The organism is Acidihalobacter yilgarnensis, from assembly GCF_001753245.1.
Lineage (GTDB): Bacteria > Pseudomonadota > Gammaproteobacteria > DSM-5130 > Acidihalobacteraceae > Acidihalobacter > Acidihalobacter yilgarnensis.
Window position 1 is genome coordinate 618,518 of sequence record NZ_CP017415.1, and the last position, 17,513, is coordinate 636,030.

The 17,513-nt window shown below is 61.4% G+C and carries 15 protein-coding genes; 8 read left to right on the top strand and 7 right to left on the bottom strand.

Annotation, left to right across the window (positions count from 1 at the left end; translation table 11 throughout):
• The first annotated feature begins 233 nt into the window (after nucleotides 1-233).
• The 3 genes from BI364_RS03025 (at nucleotide 234) to BI364_RS03035 (ending at nucleotide 2,375) form a co-directional block, all read left to right on the top strand.
• Nucleotides 234-1,157 (top strand): AraC family transcriptional regulator, encoded by a 924-nt coding sequence (locus BI364_RS03025; RefSeq protein WP_070079847.1) that lies wholly within the window; start codon nucleotides 234-236, stop codon nucleotides 1,155-1,157.
• Between the two features lie 90 nt (nucleotides 1,158-1,247).
• On the top strand, nucleotides 1,248-1,688 hold the full coding sequence (gene arfB, locus BI364_RS03030) for an alternative ribosome rescue aminoacyl-tRNA hydrolase ArfB (protein ID WP_070077499.1): 441 nt from the start codon (nucleotides 1,248-1,250) through the stop codon (nucleotides 1,686-1,688).
• 144 nt (nucleotides 1,689-1,832) lie between these two features.
• The gene (locus tag BI364_RS03035; protein ID WP_407639343.1) at nucleotides 1,833-2,375 is read left to right on the top strand and encodes a 2'-5' RNA ligase family protein; all 543 of its coding nucleotides are present in this window, start codon (nucleotides 1,833-1,835) and stop codon (nucleotides 2,373-2,375) included.
• A gap of 4 nt (nucleotides 2,376-2,379) precedes the next feature.
• Here the strand turns inward: BI364_RS03035 and BI364_RS18190 are convergent, their stop codons facing one another.
• Both BI364_RS18190 and BI364_RS18195 read right to left on the bottom strand, forming a co-directional pair.
• The gene (locus BI364_RS18190) at nucleotides 2,380-2,724 is read right to left on the bottom strand and encodes an EamA family transporter (protein ID WP_197495817.1); all 345 of its coding nucleotides are present in this window, start codon (nucleotides 2,722-2,724) and stop codon (nucleotides 2,380-2,382) included.
• Nucleotides 2,721-3,269 carry a DMT family transporter gene (locus BI364_RS18195; RefSeq protein ID WP_197495818.1) on the bottom strand — a complete coding sequence of 183 codons (549 nt, stop codon included), beginning with the start codon at nucleotides 3,267-3,269 and terminating at the stop codon, nucleotides 2,721-2,723. Before BI364_RS18195 ends, BI364_RS18190 begins: the two co-directional genes overlap by 4 nt.
• A gap of 100 nt (nucleotides 3,270-3,369) precedes the next feature.
• On the opposite strand from BI364_RS18195, the gene BI364_RS03045 reads away from it, so the two are divergent.
• Nucleotides 3,370-4,260, top strand: a complete 891-nt coding sequence (locus BI364_RS03045) for a LysR substrate-binding domain-containing protein (protein WP_070077501.1) — start codon at nucleotides 3,370-3,372, stop codon at nucleotides 4,258-4,260.
• A gap of 27 nt (nucleotides 4,261-4,287) precedes the next feature.
• Here BI364_RS03045 and BI364_RS03050 read toward each other — a convergent pair whose 3' ends face one another.
• Entirely contained in the window at nucleotides 4,288-5,715 is a 1,428-nt protein-coding gene (locus BI364_RS03050) for an SLC13 family permease (RefSeq protein ID WP_156782603.1), read from the bottom strand.
• A 147-nt stretch (nucleotides 5,716-5,862) separates the two neighbouring features.
• Between BI364_RS03050 and BI364_RS03055 the strand changes: the two genes are divergently transcribed.
• Nucleotides 5,863-7,686, top strand: a complete 1,824-nt coding sequence (locus tag BI364_RS03055; RefSeq protein WP_197495819.1) for a putative bifunctional diguanylate cyclase/phosphodiesterase — start codon at nucleotides 5,863-5,865, stop codon at nucleotides 7,684-7,686.
• A gap of 51 nt (nucleotides 7,687-7,737) precedes the next feature.
• Here the strand turns inward: BI364_RS03055 and fghA are convergent, their stop codons facing one another.
• From fghA to BI364_RS03075, 4 genes are all read right to left on the bottom strand, one after another.
• Complete coding sequence (gene fghA, locus BI364_RS03060; protein ID WP_070077503.1) at nucleotides 7,738-8,580, bottom strand: S-formylglutathione hydrolase; 843 nt, start codon at nucleotides 8,578-8,580, stop codon at nucleotides 7,738-7,740.
• An 8-nt stretch (nucleotides 8,581-8,588) separates the two neighbouring features.
• A complete protein-coding gene (locus BI364_RS03065; protein ID WP_070077504.1) occupies nucleotides 8,589-9,698 on the bottom strand; it encodes an S-(hydroxymethyl)glutathione dehydrogenase/class III alcohol dehydrogenase in 1,110 nt (369 codons plus the stop codon).
• 351 nt (nucleotides 9,699-10,049) lie between these two features.
• Nucleotides 10,050-10,520, bottom strand: coding sequence for a large-conductance mechanosensitive channel protein MscL (gene mscL, locus BI364_RS03070; RefSeq protein WP_211098101.1), 471 nt, complete (start codon nucleotides 10,518-10,520; stop codon nucleotides 10,050-10,052).
• 120 nt (nucleotides 10,521-10,640) lie between these two features.
• Entirely contained in the window at nucleotides 10,641-11,462 is an 822-nt protein-coding gene (locus BI364_RS03075; RefSeq protein WP_070077506.1) for an ATP-grasp domain-containing protein, read from the bottom strand.
• 178 nt (nucleotides 11,463-11,640) lie between these two features.
• Between BI364_RS03075 and BI364_RS03080 the strand changes: the two genes are divergently transcribed.
• The 3 genes from BI364_RS03080 to BI364_RS03090 all read left to right on the top strand — a co-directional run bounded on the left by BI364_RS03080 (nucleotide 11,641) and on the right by BI364_RS03090 (nucleotide 17,496).
• A complete protein-coding gene (locus BI364_RS03080) occupies nucleotides 11,641-12,738 on the top strand; it encodes a GGDEF domain-containing protein (protein ID WP_070077507.1) in 1,098 nt (365 codons plus the stop codon).
• 130 nt (nucleotides 12,739-12,868) lie between these two features.
• Complete coding sequence (locus tag BI364_RS03085) at nucleotides 12,869-13,954, top strand: GGDEF domain-containing protein (RefSeq protein ID WP_197495827.1); 1,086 nt, start codon at nucleotides 12,869-12,871, stop codon at nucleotides 13,952-13,954.
• Nucleotides 13,955-14,052: 98 nt separating this feature from the next.
• Nucleotides 14,053-17,496, top strand: a complete 3,444-nt coding sequence (locus BI364_RS03090) for a bifunctional diguanylate cyclase/phosphodiesterase (protein WP_070077509.1) — start codon at nucleotides 14,053-14,055, stop codon at nucleotides 17,494-17,496.
• Nucleotides 17,497-17,513 lie beyond the last annotated feature (17 nt).

Sequence of the window (17,513 nt, forward strand, 5' to 3'; positions counted from 1 at the left end):
CGGAAAGTCCGACGGCCCCGGACGCAGGGTCCATGCGGAGGTGTCCCGGTCTATTTTCTGTCATCCGTCGTCCGTGATGGACACATTGGTATGGCGTGTCCCTGGCGGCCCATGTCCAAGGCCATCCCACAACGACACGAACACAGGTTGATTGCCGTGGCCCCGGTGCCGTGGTCTGATGGGCTTCCCGTCACGTACGCTCACACGAGTCACAATGACGTATGGCACCCACCATGGACAGTCGATATCAGGCCAGAATCAACCAGGCCATCGAGTATATCGAGCATAATATCGGCCAGCGTCTGCCGCTGCAGGCGGTGGCCGAGGCCAGTCACTTTTCCGCGTTTCATTTCCATCGCATCTTCAAGGGCATCATGGATGAAACCCTTAGCGACTATGTTGCGCGCCGACGGCTCGAACGTGCCGCAAGCATGCTTGCCTGCGACGCCGATGAGACCATCACCGACGTGGCATTGCGTTTCGGTTTTTCATCGAGTGCCCATTTCTCGCGAGCTATCAAGGCCCGTTTCGGCTGCAGTCCATCCGATATCAGGCGTTCGGACAAACTCGAGCACGATAAGATCGGGACGAATTTCAGCCAGTATGGAAAGACTATGGATCCTGCGGATCTGTATCCTGCCCGCCTCACACTCGAGTCGATGGATGACGCGATGGACTCAGATGCCGTGCAGGTAGATGTCCGGGATATCGAAAGTCGGCGCGTGTGTGTGCTTGCCTCGCGCGAGGGTTATCGGCCTGAAGCGATCGCAGAGACCTGGGACCAGCTCACGGCTTGGGCGGTCGCTCAGGGCATCGAATTGGCGGCGCAGCAGCGTTATGCTTTCTGCCACGATAATCCAGTCGTGACGGCGATGGCTCGATGCCGCTACGAGGCTGCGGTCGTGATCGTGCCCGGCGTGCGGGTCGAGTCACCGTTTACAAAGGCGACGATCGCGGCGGGCCGTTATGCAGTGATGCATTTCAGGGGAACGCCGGAAGATACGCTCAAGGCCGAGCTGCGTCTGTTTGCAGACTGGTTGCCGTCCAGCGGCTTCGAGCCGGACAACGCCCCGCTGATGGAGCATTACCTCAACGAGGTAAGAGAAGACGGCTATAGGGAAATGGAGGTTTTCCTCAAATTGAAGGCGCTGGCCTGACGCTTCGGAGACGTATCCATTGCCGCGTCGCTGAAAGGTCTGTCCGGACGGTTGTATGCTAGGCCGTCCGAAGACGATGCGATATTCGAGATGAATCCCGAAAACACCGATATCCAAATTTCCGGCGAGGTGACGATTCCCTCGCGGGAGATAGAGCTGACGGCGATCCGCTCGGCGGGACCCGGCGGCCAGAATGTGAATAAGGTGGCGACCGCCATTCACCTGCGTTTTGATATCACGGCATCCTCGTTGCCGGCAGGTGTGCGCGAGCGCCTGATGGCGCATGCCGACCGACGGATTAGCCGTGACGGTGTGGTGATCATCAAGGCGCAACGTTACCGCAGTCAGGACCGCAACATTGAGGATGCACGCACGCGCCTGCAGACATTGATCGAGTCCGCGCTAATAGAAGCCAAACCGAGGCGCGCAACGCGTCCGACGCGCGCCTCGCGCGAACGGCGACTCGCGGGCAAGACGGTGCGCGGGAAAACCAAGGTTCTGCGCGGGCGTGTGAAGGGATCTGACGACTGAGGCGGGATATCTGGGTGAGCGCGAAACACTGGCGGCGCGTGCTGCTGGGGTGCTGATGTGTGCCACCGGAGGCTCGACCTAGGCGGCGGACGAAGTAGTAGGGTATGACGTATTCTGATCCTAGGTTCGGCGCTGCGCCCGATCATCACCTCGCTGGCGCGACAATTATCGGCGCAGGGACTGAGACCGCTCTATGCACATGCTTTCCTGCCGCACGTCACACTTTATCTCACTAACTACCTGGCGGGGCGCCTGCCCCAGATCGAAGGGCGCCTGCGTGTCCTGGCGGCGGGCGTGCATCCCTTCGATCTGCGACTGGGTCGCATCGTCGCGACGCCGAGCCACTGGCTGTTGCTGAAAGTGATGGCGAATCGGCGCATGCAGCGGCTGGCCGATGCGGTGACCCGTGCGCTCGACCCGCTGCGCGTGCCGCACCCGCCGATGTCGGGCTGGGTCAAGGCCTACCCGGAGAAGCGAGAGGTGTTCCGGCGTTGGGGGAGTCCGCAGTTCCAGCCCCATCTAACCCTGCTGACCCCGGCCGATCCGGCACGCATTGCGGCCTTCATGCGTGGCCCGAGCGGGTGTTTTACAGGCGAGGGCGTGCGCGCGGTGGGCATTGGTATCGCCGGGGTTGATGCCCACGGGCAGACGCATCGGGTACTGGTACGCATCCCATTCGAGCCCTAGTCGCTCAGGCCGGAGCTGGCTGGCGACGCGGCAGCATGGCCAGGGTCACACCGCCAATCACCAGTGCTCCGCCAACGAGTTGGGCGGCGGTCGGCAGAATGCCGACGAGCGTATCGAGCAACATGGCGAAGACGGGCACGAGATTGAGGAACAGCGAGGTGCGGCCCGCACCTAAGTGGGCGATGCCGATGCTCCAGAAGAGATAGAACAGCACCGTACCGCCGACGACCATGATCGCCAGTGCGGCCAAGGTCTCGCCGCCGGGCATGGCCAGGGGCTCGCCCGAGCCGAGGGCGACGAGCATCAACAGTATGGCGCCGGCGGCCATGACCAGCGAGGTATTGGTCAACGGGGGCCGGCCGGCATGAAACGCCGAGTGAGGACGTTGTAGGCTGCCCAGGCAAAATCAGCGGCAATCATCAGCGCGTCGCCGCTGGAGATCTTCAGCGCGGCGAGGCGTGCAAGGCTGCCGCCCGAGATCACCACTACCACGCCGATCAGGGCCAATGGCAGTGCCGCGATCTGGCGTGCCGTTGGACGTTCGCCCAGGGTGGCTGCCGCGAGTAGCGTGGTGAGCAGCGGATTGGTGGCCAGGATCAGGGCGGCGTTGGCCGGTGAGGTGTGCTGCAGCGCGAAAAAGAACAATAAGTTGAAACCGCCGATGCCGACGACGCCGAGCATCAGGTAGACCGGGGCATGGCGCCGCGCGGCACCGATCAGGTCGCCGCCACGCCAGGCCACGATGGCCATGATCAGCAACGTGCCGAAGAGGAAGCGGGCGGCTGCGGCCCACAGCGGCGGGAGCGCGGTCATGACCGGACCGGCAAGGGTGAAATTGGCACCGCCGAAGAAGACGGCGACGGTGACGAGGAGATAGACGAGTCCCGTATTCACCTAAAGTTTTCCTTGAATTGAATTTATGACTGGCACAGCCTAGATTGCGATAATTAAGACTGCAAACGACATTTCATTGACTCAATTTAAAGAAAATCTAATGACAAGGCGATTGCCGCCACTGACCGCGATCCGTGCGTTGGAGGCAGCGATTCGTCTGCGTTCCTTCACGCGCGCGGCCGAGGAGCTGCACGTCACGCCCGCAGCCGTCAGTCAGCAGGTGAGGCAATTGGAAGACCTGCTGGGTGTCAGCCTGTTCCGACGCGGGCGAGAGCTGCAGCCGAGTGAGGCTGCGCTGGCTGCGCTGCCGTTACTGTCTGAGGGTTTTGATCGCCTGGCGGAAGGTATCGGGCGCCTGCATGGCTCCGATGTCGGCAGGCCTCTGGTGGTGTCCTGCCCACCTGTTTTTGCCGCGCGTTGGTTGGTGCCGCGACTAGACGATTTTCAGGCCAGCCACCCTGAAATTGAGTTGAGGTTGTTACCGACGCGCCGTCGGGTCGATTTCCGGGTTGAGGACGTCGACGCTGCCGTCCGCTTCGGCGCAGGGTCCTTTGCCGGCCTGCAGGCCGAGCGGCTGATGCCCGAATCCATCGTCCCGGTCGCCGCGCCGGCACTCGCCGCCGGCCTGCGCGTGCCGGCTGACTTGTTGCGCGTGACCTTGCTGCAGGACGATCAGCAGGGAATCGAATTCGGCATGCCGGACTGGGAGACCTGGCTCGCCTCGCTGGCGGTGAGCGTGGATGGCGCCCTGCGCACGCGCTACGTCGGTGATCTGAACCTCTCGATACAGGCTGCTGTGTCCGGCATCGGTGTTGCCCTGAGCTGGCACAGCCTGGTGGCGGATGAACTCAAGGCTGGACGTTTGGTGCGCCTGTTCGACGGTGCGGTGCCGACCGATCACGTGTACCACTTCGTGGCACCGCCGGCGCGCCTGGAACGGCCCGAGGTCGTGGCCTTCCGGAACTGGCTGCTGGCACAGGCGGGCGTCTAAGTTACTGCCAATATTTCTGGCGACGGCTCATAACCAGCCGAGCGCGCGCCACCACAGATAATCGAGTGGCAACAGTAGGACCGCGCTCAGAACGGCCAGCGCCAGCAGCAGGCGCAGCGCGGGTAGCAGTGACTCGCCGGCGAGCTGCATGGCGACCACTAGCGGCGCCGACTGGTAGGGAAACAGTGCGGTGGAAAATCCCAGGACTTGGGTCATCAACACGGTTTTTACCGAGAGGCCTGAGGCGGCCGCCATCTTGCCGGCCAGTGGGGTCAGCACCGCCGGTACGCCGGGCAGGGTGGTAAAGATGCCGGTGACCAGCGATACCAGCGTTAGTGAGGCGAAATCGCGGAGTGGGTGTCCCGGTGCGAGCGGGAGTATTTGGGCGAGCAGATGCGCGAAACGTGCACCGAGGCCGGTATAGCTGACGACTGCGCCGAAACCGATGACACCGGCGACGAAGAACAGCGAATTGAAGTTGATGCCCTGGCGGAATTGCTGCGGACTGATGATGCCGAAGCGCGGCAGCATCAGGATGAGTGCTGCGGCCAGCGCGACCCAGGCGGGCGAGAGGTGGTTCATTGAGTCGGTCATCCACAAGGTGAGGGCTACCGCCAGTACAACGGCGAGCAGGCGTTCGTCGCGGCTCAGCACTTGTCTCGCGACTGGTGGGCGAGTGGCGGTCGGTCGCGTGCGGTCGGGGTAAAGCCAGGCGATCAGCAAAACCAGTGCGACGGCCTTGAGCGCACCGAGCACGGGAAAGTGGAGCAGCAGATATTCGCCGTAGCTCGGAGAGACGTGCAGCAGCGTTTCTGCGCTGCCGACCAGCACCATGTTCGGTACGTTGGCGGTGAGGATAGCGAAGGCGGGAATTTGACAGCCGAAGGCGGCGGCGAGTACGACGCCGGTGCGTCCGCGAGATCCTGGTTCGAAGCCAGCATGCCCAGCCACGGATAGGGCAATGGGGATCAACAGTGCAACGCGGCCGAGCGATGAAGGCATCAGAAAGCTCAGTACGATACCCACGCCGACCAGCCCGCCGAGCAGGGCGAAGTAGTGGTGGGTGATGCGCTTGGCCATTTGCCGGGCGATGCGTGCGCCCAGGCCGGTGCGGTCGATCGCGAGCCCGAGTATCAGCCCGGAAAACACCAGCCACAGCGCCGGCGAACTGAAGCCGGAGAAGACCTCGGGAGCCGGGGCGACTGCCAGCAGCATGGCCAGCAACATGAACCACAGGGAGGTGAGATGTTCGGGCAAGATGCCGGTCGCCCAGAATCCGATCGTCAGGACTAACAGGGCTGCGGCGCGTGCTTCGTCGACGTTTAGCCCGAATAGCGGATGGGCGAACAGTGCAGTCGCCAGCAGGACAGTCAGTCCAACCGCGAACCGGCGTAGCTTTTGCGACCAGTGTGACAGGCGAGTATCGATTTGGTGGGTGGCGAGGGATTCAGGCATGAAATTGCTTGGTCTGGTGTAGAGGCGGGCATTTTTGACGGGCGCTTGCCGCGATGCAATCACAATCACGAATCCAATGACGCTTGCGGTATGCTCCTTGATAAGGCGAAGCGATCACCGTCGATGCGGGTAAACAAGGTTAAGGTGATGAAGACGACGGACAGATTGAATTTGGCGGCGGTACTCAAGGCATTGTCGCGTGAGTCGCGCTTTGAGGATTACTTTCGCAAGGCGGCGGGTGCCGCCGCCAGTTGCTGCGGTGCCGACGGCGCGGCGCTGATTATGCGTGATGGCGACTCCATGCAATATCGTTTCTTTCTGGGGGTGCCGCAGGCTTTCCGTCAACGTTTCATGGGCTACCGCTATCCGGCCGATCAAGGTGTATCCGGCGAGGTGCTGCGTACCGGGCGTTATCGCTTCGTGGGTGATTATGCGCACTCGTCAATGGCCATGGAGACCTTCGTTTCTGCCGGATTGCGGGCCAATCTAGCGGTGCCGGTGCATTGGCCGGATGGCGAGATGGCTGCCGTGCTGGCGGTATCCTGGTTCGGTAGCCGAACCAATCTTCCTGACCCCGAGGCCCTTGAAACCGTCGAGGCGTTGGCCGGATTGGTCGGGGCGGCACTGCTGCGCGAGGAGATGGAGACTCGCCTACGCGCGCAGGCCCTGAGCGATTCCCTGACCGGCCTGCCCAATCGCCACGCGTTACCCGAGGTGTTGGAGGGTGCGATGAGCCGGGCGCGGCGCCAAGAGCGCATGCTCAGTGTGATCGTGATCGATCTCGATGGCTTCAAGGCGGTGAACGACCGCCTTGGACACCACTTCGGCGATCTCTTGCTCAAGAGCTGCGCTGACCGACTGCGTGAGATCGTGCGCCGTGGCGATACCGTGGTGCGGATGGGCGGCGATGAGTTTCTGGTTTTGTCCGAAGGCATTCAGCGCGTCTCGGAGGTTGAAGTATTATGCCGCCGCATCGATCTGGTCCTGCGCCTGCGTATGACCGTCGATGGGCGGCGCGTGAGCGTGCGTCCGAGTATCGGGGTGGCCATGCTCATGGATGATGAAGGTGACGTGAATGCATTGATCCACCAAGCCGACATGGCGATGTACAGCGCGAAGAGCGAGGGTGGTGGCTATCGCTTTTACGGCCATGAGATCGACCGTCATCAGCAGGCACGGCGCGCGATCCGTGAGGCGCTGGAGTCGGCACTGCAGGAAAATGGGCTCGCACTTTACCTACAGCCGATTGTCGATTTGGCGGATGGCCGTCCAGTGGGCGCTGAGGCTCTGCTGCGTTGGCCGCAGGCGAGCGGTGAGGTGCTTGCTCCCGACAGTTTTCTATGGGCGGTTCACGACGACCCATTGATGGAGCGTATCGGTCGATGGGTGATTGCGACCGGCGTATCGATATTGCGTGCCTGGCAGAGTGAGTCGGCGCTGGCAGAGATGACGCTTGCGCTGAACGTATCGGACTGGGAGCTGCGCAAAAAAGGTTTTTGCGAATCGCTCGATCAGTTGGCCGGAGGCGAACATCCAGTCAATTATGCCCGGCTGCACTTCGAAATCGTCGAAACCGCATCGCTTAGCGATCGGAAGGAAATCGTCGAGGTACTCACGCAGTGCGCGGCACGCGGGATTTCGGTCTATCTAGACGACTTCGGTACGGGCTATGCCAGTCTGTCGCATTTGAGCGAAATGCCGGTGAATGGCGTCAAGATCGATCGCCGTTTCGTCGATCAGATTGATCGTGCGAGCCAGAGCCGGAGTCTGGTTCAGGCCATCATCGGTATGGCCGAGCCCTTCGGGCATGCGGTGGTAGCCGAGGGCATCGAGCGTCCGGAGCAGACCGCATGGCTGCGCCAGCTGGGCTGCCGATACGGGCAAGGTTACTTATTCGGTCGACCGATGCCGGCGGATGAATTCAGGGCGTGGGTGACCGCCTGGCAAGGTCAGGACGAACTGCCCGCGTGAGGTCGTGTCGAGGGCTCCGTGTATAGAGGCGCCCTCGACACGAAGGCTTTGCTACTTCAGCGCGGCGGCGTGGTAGGCCATGTGTTCGCCGATAAAACTGGCGATGAAGTGGTAGCTGTGGTCGTAGCCCGTTTGCATGCGTAGCGTGAGCGGGAAGCCGCGTGCGCGGCAGGCAGCCTCCAGATCCTGTGGATGGAGCTGGTCGGGCAGGAATTCGTCGTCGGTGCCGTGGTCGATCAGCATCGGGATCGGTTCGGCGCCGGCGGCGACCAGTTCGGTAGCGTCGTAGGCCTTCCAGGCTTCGCGGTCGTCGCCCAGATAAGCGCCGAAGCAGCCCTCGCCCCAGCCGCAAACCGTCGGGTGACAGATCGGCGCGAAGGCAGAGACCGAGCGATAGGCACCCGAATTCTTCAGCGCGCAGATCAGCGCACCGTGCCCGCCCATGGAGTGCCCCGAAATCGACTTCAGGCCGGGCACCAGCGGGAAGTTCGCCTCGACCAGTGCGGGTAGCTCGTGGGTGACGTAGTCGTACATATGGTAGTGCTCGGACCACGGCGTGCGGGTGGCGTCCACGTAAAAACCCGCGCCCTGGCCGAGGTCGTAGCGTTCCGGCACGTCGGCCACACCCTCGCCGCGCGGGCTGGTGTCGGGGATGACCAGCGCGAGGCCGAGCTCGGCCGCGTAGCGCTGGGCGCCAGCCTTGGTGCGGAAGTTGTCGTCCGTGCAGGTCAGGCCGGAAAGCCAGTAGACCGTGGGCACCGGCCCCCGCTCGGCTTGCGGCGGCAGATAGATCGAGAAGGTCATGGGGCAGTGACAGCTCACCGAGTCGTGCCGGTAGCGCTCCAGCCAGCCGCCGCTTTCCTTGATGCGTTCGATGCGTTCGAGTGTGCTCATGACCGTTCCTAGAAGATGATGACGGACCGGATGCTCTTACCCTCGTGCATCAGGTCGAAGGCGCGGTTGATGTCCTCCAGTGGCATGGTGTGGGTGACCATTTCGTCGATTTTGATTTCGCCGCTCATGTAGCGCTCGACGTAGCCGGGCAGCTGGCTGCGGCCCTTGACGCCACCGAAGGCAGTCCCCTTCCAGGTGCGGCCGGTGACGAGCTGGAACGGGCGGGTATGGATTTCCTGGCCGGCGCCGGCGACGCCGATGATGGTGGAGACGCCCCAACCCATGTGGCAACACTCCAGCGCGTCGCGCATGATTTCAACGTTGCCGATGCACTCGAAGGAGTAGTCGACACCGCCGTTGGTCATTTCCTTGATCGCCTCGGTCACGCCGACGCTCAGCTCCTTGGGGTTGACGCAGTCGGTGGCGCCGAGTGCGCGGGCCATCTCGAATTTCTCGGGGTTGATGTCGACGGCGATGATGCGCCCAGCCTTGGCCATCACCGCGCCCTGGATGGCTGATAGGCCGATGCCGCCGAGGCCGAATACGGCCACCGTCGAGCCCGGCTCAACCTTGGCCGTGTTGAGTACGGCGCCGATGCCAGTGGTGATGCCACAACCCAGCAGGCAGACCTTGTCCAGCGGCGCGGCCTTATTGATCTTGGCCAGCGCGATCTCGGGCACCACGGTGTACTCGGAGAATGTCGAGCAACCCATGTAATGGAAGATGTCCTGGCCACGCGCTTTGAAACGACGGGTGTGGTCTGGCATGTAGCCACTCCACAGCGTGCCGGCGATGGTCTGGCACAGGTTGGTCTTGTCCGACCGGCAGTATTCGCAGTGGCCGCATTCGGGGATGTACAGCGGGATTACGTGGTCGCCGACGGACAGGTTCTTCACGCCGGGGCCGACCTCGACCACCTCGCATCCGCCCTCGTGGCCGAGAATGCAGGGGAAGGCCCCTTCCGGGTCGTCGCCGGACAGGGTGAAGGCGTCGGTGTGACAGACGCCGCTGGCGTGGACCTTGAGGAGCACTTCGCCCTCTCGGGGACCTTCGACTTCGACTTCCTCGATGACGAGGGGTTTGCGGGCTTCCCAGGCGACGGCGGCTTTGGCTTTCATGACGTATCGGTTCCTTGTCGATATGCGGGGCGTCGGCAGCGGCGATCGCGATCTGCTGGCTCGGCTTCAAATCTGCCGACGGAGCGGGTGATGGGTGTATGGCGAGAATCCCCGTGACGGGGCGGGGTTGGTGCTCGGTCCCCGGTTTTTAATGGCCGGGTAGATGCAATCAAGTGCCGTATTTTAAGCGGGTTTGTTGAAAATCACCATGTTGGGTATACAGGCGAGGCCTGGTGTCCGTACATGGGGGTGCCGCTAACAATTTGTAATTTATAGCGTTATCTTGTTAGCGGCATTGCCAATATCGTTATCGTCAAAAGTGATAATCAAATGTATACGAAAAATTCGATATCACGATATTTCAGACGTGCAGTGTGGACAGCGGCTGGCCTTGAGGGGAATGTCTGACAGACAGTAGGGGCAGGTTTTGGTGTTGGGCGTCGGTGCGGCCACCTCTTCTTGTCGCTTGAGCCGGTTGATCGAGCGCACTAGCAGAAAGACGGCAAAGGCGACGATCAGAAAATTGATCACGGTGTTGGCGAACAGGCCAAGATTCAGGGTAACAGCGCCAGCCTTTTGCGCCTCTACCAGGGATGCATAGGGCCCGACGGTTACACCTTCCTTGAGTACCAGGAACAGATTCGAGAAATCCACATTGCCGAGCATAAGCCCGATCGGCGGCATCACAACATCGGTCACCAACGACTTGACGATGGCGCCGAAGGCGGCGCCGATGATGATGCCGACGGCCATGTCGACGACATTGCCGCGCATGGCAAATTCCTTGAAGGCCTTGAGCATGATGTTCCCCCTTATGTCCATTTGAATATCGCGTTTGTGTCGGGCGAATGACCCTTCGCCCAAGCCGACGTCTCCGCTTGAGCGGGTGTGCCCTGGGTAGGTATAGCAGCCGGTGATGGCTGCGGTGAGCAGGATTTCGGGTTAGATCGCGATGGGCAAAATCGGATTGGGGCGGATGGGGTCGTGAGGTTCGTGATGGTCGGAATATTTGCGCAGATAAGCGAGCATGGCCTCGGCCAGCTGGTCATGCTGTCCGCCGAGTCCTTGATGACCGAACAGGCGGTTGAATTCAAGCACGTAGGGATGGCCACCGACCATTGCGATATCGAAACCGGCGTGGTCGATACCGAGGGTGTTGGCTAGGAATAAGGCCAATTCCGTAGCGGCAGCCGGTATTGCAGCATCGCCAATACGCCCGCCGCGGGCGAGATTGTTGTGAAATCCATCGTGCGACTGGAGGCGCCAGAAGGCGCTGACGATTTGCTCGCCAACGATCACGATGCGTAGATCTCGGTCTATGGGCAGGTATTCCTGCGCATAAATGGTTGGTGTTTTGGCGAGATACGTTTCCCAGTCGCTGTGTGTTTCGATGAGGAATACGCCCTCGCCCATGCTGCTACGCGGGATCTTGGCGACGAAGGGTGCAACCAGGGAATCCCAGACGCGCGCAGCGCATTCCGGGGTATTGGCCTCGATTAGGGTTTCGGGGACGTGATGGGGAGCGATGGCCTGAAAGGCTCGCGTCATTTCGATTTTGTCATGGCCGAGCAGATAGCTTGGCAGGCTGGGGAATATCCGTTTGTGCAGACCGAAAACCAGCGCGCCGATTTGCCAGTATTCCGGGAACAATATCCAGTCGGCAGCCTCAACCGTCGCGCGCTGCTGCAGAAAATTTTCAGGCTTGACGTAACGTACGCCGGGGAGTCTGAGGGTTCGGAAGGCATCGAAGGAGACGAGCCGCATAAGTCGCCTGCCTGAAGGACCATAGGTCCGGTCGATTATACTTGGCGCCGGATTTATAGTGGAATAGGCTCCGATAGCCGTGTTTCGGCATGCGTCACGCGGATGTGATGAATTGAGCGGTCATGGGTGGGGGCTGCCTGCGCCTGGGCTATACGATGAGCGATCCCTCGAGGTCAGAATGACCCAGAATACAAGCCGCGATGTCGCGCGGGACTTGAGTCAGAGCGACGAATTCGTCCGGGTCAAGATCAGGTTCATGGACATCGCTGCGTCGATCGGCGTCGTGGTGGCCGTGCTGATGAGCTATGTTGAATTGCGTCAGGGGCCCTGGTTCCGCGTGGTACCGGCCATGTTGTTCCCGCTGTTCGCGCCCCTGCTTTTGTACCGCCTGCATCGCGGCTATAGAGGATACGAGCAGGCGGTTACCGGATTTGCCGTGTTGATCAGCGCCCAGCAGATTCTGGGGGCACTGTTCACGCTCAACGATGTGGTTGCGCTTATCTGGTTTCCCGTCTTCCCGTTGACCTATGTGTTTCTGCTTGGATATGAGCGCGCGCTGCGTTGGAATGCCGCGGTGCTGATCGGTCTGGTCGTGGGCTATCTATTATTCCCTGTGGTGAACGAGGGGCTACAGCCGCTTCCACCGATAGCGTTTTGTACCGGTCTGCTGGCCTATGCATTCGCGGCCTTGCTGTCGTGGCAGGATCACAAGGATGTGAGTGTTTATCAGCGGCGACTTTACGAACAGGCGAGTTACGACGGGCTGACCGGCGCGATGATGCGCGAGCCGGGCATGGAGATATTGGCGCGGTTCATGTCGCAGGCTGACCGTCAGCCTGCGCAGGCGGTCAGCGTAGCGCTGCTCGACCTTGACGACTTCAAGCGGATCAACGACGAGGAAGGGCACCTGGCGGGCGACCGCGTGCTGCAGGGGGTGACGGCCGAGGTGCGTGCGCACATCCGTGGGGGCGATTATCTAATCCGTCTAGGCGGCGAGGAATTTCTGATCATATTTCCGGGGATGCAGGCGGAGGAGGCCTATGCGCTGTCGGAGACGCTGCGACAGCGCATCCCGGCGGTGACGGACGGTCTGAGCCGTCGGCCGGTGACTACGAGTATTGGTTTGGCGCAGTACCGTCCGGGGGAGGCACTGGGCCAGTTGCTTGGCCGCGCGGATCATCTGATGTATGCCGCGAAAACAACTGGCAAAAACAAAGTCTGTGTCGACGAGGGGGCAAACGGCAGCCCGCGTATGGTTTTCGACCCGGTTGCGTGAGGGAGGACGGCAAGGTCCGTTGGCATGATGACGGCTCGTCGGATGGCCGATCGTGAGGTTCCCTGTATCGGTGCCTGATGAGAGACAATAACAATACAGATGATGTCGGGGGGGTATGGAAGAGGAGGGCTTGGAACGCGACATCGCAGGTGAACAGGATCAAAGTCCTACGCTTTTCGGAGAGCGCCTCCCCTTTCTCTACATCGGGGCTCCGCTGGGCGTGCTTGCCTCTCTGGTGATGTTTTATATCGAATCGCGCCAAGCTTCCTGGCTGCGAGCATCGTCTGCATTGATGTTTCCTGTGTTCGCGCCGTTGCTGCTGTACTGGATGCATCGTGATCGCAGTACCTACGAGCATGGTCTGCGCGGCATGGCCTTGCTGATCGTATTGTCGCTGATCAGTGGGGCGTTACTCAATTTCAGCTCTCCGATCCTGCTGATCTGGATTCCGGTTATACCGCTGAGTTATGTGCTGCTGCTCGGGCATGCGCGTGCGGTCCGTTGGAATGTGGCGACCCTCCTCGGTTTGATCGTGGCCTATATCCTATTTCCGGTGATGAATGATGGTGCCCGGCCGGTATCGGTGCTGATTTTCGGCGTCTCACTGCTTGCGGCCAGTGTGTCGATGTTGTTGTCCTGGCATCACTACCGTGAGCTGAGTGTTTATCAGCGGCGACTTTACGAGCAGGCGAGTTACGACGGGCTGACCGGCGCGATGATGCGCGAGCCGGGCATGGAGATACTGGCGCGGTTCATGTCGCAGGCTGACCGTCAACCTGCGCAGGCGGTCAGCGTAGCGCTGCTCGACCTTGACGACTTCAAGCGGATCAACGACGAGGAAGGGCACCTGGCGGGCGACCGCGTGCTGCAGGGGGTGACGGCCGAGGTGCGTGCGCACATCCGTGGGGGCGATTATCTGATCCGTCTGGGCGGCGAGGAATTTCTGATCATATTTCCGGGGATGCAGGCGGAGGAGGCCTATGCGCTGTCGGAGACGCTGCGACAGCGCATCCCGGCGGTGACGGACGGTCTGAGCCGTCGGCCGGTGACCACGAGTATTGGTTTGGCGCAGTACCGTCCGGGGGAGGCACTGGGCCAGTTGCTTGGCCGCGCGGATCATCTGATGTATGCCGCGAAAACAACTGGCAAAAACAAAGTCTGTACCGACATGGCGTCCTCGGGTCAGCCGACGGGCGCGACGGAATCCGCGGGCTGATGCGAGGTATACTCCAAGATAAATAGTGCGTGATTCGACCTCGGGGGGGACCGCCGTCGATCAGGCAGAGTGGTTTATGGGGGGCGTAGTTGGAGCTGATGAACGGGCCACCAGGTGAATTGGCGCAGCTGATCCAGGGGCTGGAGCCGATGTTGATGACCGCGAACGACGAGGCGTCTTTGCTCCGCGGCGTGCTGGAGGCGATGTCAATGCATCCGGGCATTGACGGTGGCTGGATTGGCCACCCTGGCCACGACGGCCAATTTCGCATTGACTGTGCCGTGGGCGCGATGGTTTCCGATTTCCTGGCGCTGGCCGCGCTGCGCATGGATGACGGTCCGATGGGTTCTGGACCGGCAGGGCTTGCCTGGCGCAGCGGGCAGACGAGCATTGTGACGGATTGGGCCACGGACGCGCGCGCTGAGCCGTGGCGAGCCTTGCCGCCGGGTTGGGGATCGTCCGTCACCCTGCCGCTACAGGGGGAGATGGGTACGCAGGGGGTTCTCGTACTCTACAGCCGTCGGGCCGACACATTCACACCTACTCAGGAGATGTTCCTGACGCATTTCGGACAAATGCTGGGGCTCGCGCTGAGCCGTTGTCGCACCCAAGCTTCGGCACAGGCTTATGCCTGCCTCCTCGATGCCATCGTCCGTACCCATGAAGGCATTGATCCGGACGCCGACGAAGCGGCTATAGCCGATCGGTTTGTCGGTATTCTTTACGATTCCGGTCTGTTTCCGATCCTCTGGGTGGCCCAAGTCGCCGGCGATGGCGACTTGGGCGTGATTGCGGGCAGGGGCGTTACCGATACGATGTCGTCGGTGTATCTGGAAGCCAAGCGTGTGGCGGCGGCCAAGGGCGCCACGATGATGATTGATCGCGTCATCGAGAGTGGCCAATCCATGTGGACGGACGACTATCTGCACGATCCAGTATTGCAATGGCCAGGGATGCAGGCATGGCGCGAGCATGTCACTGCGATTGGCATGACGCAGATTGCGATGAGTCCGATTTACGTGTCCGGACGCCTCTGGGGCGTACTGGTCGCGAACGGTCTGGTTCCGAACGGTACCGGGCAGACGCTGGATTTCAAGCGCCTCCTGCCCCTGCTGGAGCGTGGAGCAGGTACGTTGGGGACCGCCATCGAGCGTTATGCGCGCGAGCATATCCTGCATGAAACCTTGTCTCGGTTGGATCTTGAATCGCGCGCGATCGCCGCTGCGCAGCAGGGGATTTCGATCGCCGACATGCGTCAGCCAGGGCAGCCGCTCATTTTCGTCAATCCAGCCTTTACGCAGATCACGGGTTATACCGCGGCGGAAGTCCTCGGAAACAACGGTCGCTTGCTGCAGAGTAAGGGTACGGATGCGGCCGCGAGACGACGGTTACGGGAGGCGATAACGTCCCGCGAGCCGGTGACAGTGGTGCTGGAAAATCGTCGCAAGGACGGCACGATTTTCTGGAATGAGGTTTCCCTGTCGCCGGTGATCTCAGAAGGTGGGGAGTTGACGCATTACATTGGTCTGCAGAGTGACGTCACCGACCGCGTACGGGAGGAAAGTTACCGTCGGCAGATGACGAGTGTGGTCGAGTGCATGCAGGAAGGCATCGTGCTGACCGACGCGGATCTGCATATTCTGAACGTCAACCCGGCCTTCACGCAGATAACCGGATATGGCCGAGAGGAGGTGCTGGGCCAGACACCCGCGCTACTGCGCTCGGACCGCCACGGGCAAGATTTCTATGATGCGATGGCGCTCGAACTGAGCGAGTCGGGATGTTGGCAGGGCGAGATATGGAATCGCCGCCGCAACGGCGAGGTCTATCCCGAAATACTGAGCATCAGCGCCGTACGCGATAGTCAGGGCGTGATTCGCCATTACGCCGGTGTGTTTACTGACATCACGGGACTCAAGGAGCGCGAGCAGGCTCTGCAGCAGGCCGCCACGTGCGATTTTCTCACCGGGCTGCCGAATCGCTTTGCCCTTGACCAGCACCTGGAGGCCTGTTTGCCACGGGCATTACGCCAGCAGACGCTGCTGGCGATTGGTTTGCTGGATCTGGATGGCTTCAAGGCGATCAACGATACCTACGGCCACGACATCGGTGACATGTTGTTGCGTCAGCTTGCTGCGCGCCTGCGTCAGATATTGCGTAGTTCGGATTTCCTGGCACGCCTGGGCGGCGACGAGTTCGTGCTGCTGATGGAGGACATTCGCCGCTGGTCGGATGTCGAATTGCTGCTTGAACGTGTGGGCGCCGTATTTGACGCCCCATTTCGCGTGGGTGAGCACGAGGTCGATATCGGCGCGAGTTTGGGCCTGACGCTGTATCCGTTGGATGAATCCAGGCCCCGCGATTTGTTGAGGCATGCGGATCATGCCTTATATGCGGCCAAGGGGCGTGATCGCATCCGTAGTCTGTTTTATGCCCTGTACGCCTACAACCCAGAGGCCCACGAAACCGCCGAGCACACGAGCGACCCGACCTCCTTGCCGTCGCCTGCCAAGCGTTTGGCCCCACAGGATCTGGAGGTTTACTACCAACCCGTATTCGATTTGCCGTCGCAAACGATGAACGGCGTTGAGGCGCTGGCAAGGCTACACCACCGAGAGGGCACTTGGGGGCCTGACGATTTTCTGTCCCATTTGACGCCGGTGGACGTCCGACGCACCAGCTTCGTGGTGCTCGATCAGGCGCTTGCCCAGTTGCGGCGCTGGGATGATGAAGGGCTTTCGCTCGACGTTTCGGTCAATTTCGAGCCACTGGATTTACTGTCGCCAAGTACGGCGCTGGCACTGCAGTCGCGCCTGGAGGCCCACGATGTCGATCCGGCGCGGTTGACCATCGAAATTATCGACAGTGGCAAAATTTTTGCCGACCGCGCCATGAAGGAGCGCCTGGAAGCCATAAAGGCCCTGGGTGTCGGGCTCGCGCTCGATGATCTCGGCGGTGTCTACGCCAGTCTCGAGCAACTGCGAGGGCTCCCTTTCGACAGCCTGAAGCTCGATCGTACCTTCGGGATCGGCCTTGACCGGCGCCCCAGCGATCTGCGCTTCCTGCTGAGCCTGATCGATCTGGCGCAAAGCCTTGGGGTTTCGCTCGTGGTGGAGGGTATCGACTCGGCCGAGTCGTTGGCCGCGGTTCAGGCCCTAGGCGTGACCCGTGTGCAAGGCTATTTCCTCGCCCCGCCGATGGCCGGCGAAGGGGTGCCGCGTCTGCGTACAGAAGCTTCCGCTGTGCAGGCTTCCGATCCGCTGATCCCGGCCTATGCGGGACACCTGATCTGGGTGCGAGGCTTGCGTAGCCGGTTGCAGGGGGCCGTCGACGGATGGATGGCGAGCGATGAATCGCCAATGCGATCCGTCGCCGCGCGCTTGCCGGGTTTATGCGGTTTGCTGGATCGTTATCCCCCGTTACTCGCCGATACCGCGGCCTCGACGTTGCCTCCGGAGGCCGCGGTATTGCTGATCGATACCGTCGAGCGCGAGATCATGCACACACTGGACAAGTTGTACGAGCCCGTGGCAGCAGGGTGATCTCGGCGGGATTCCGG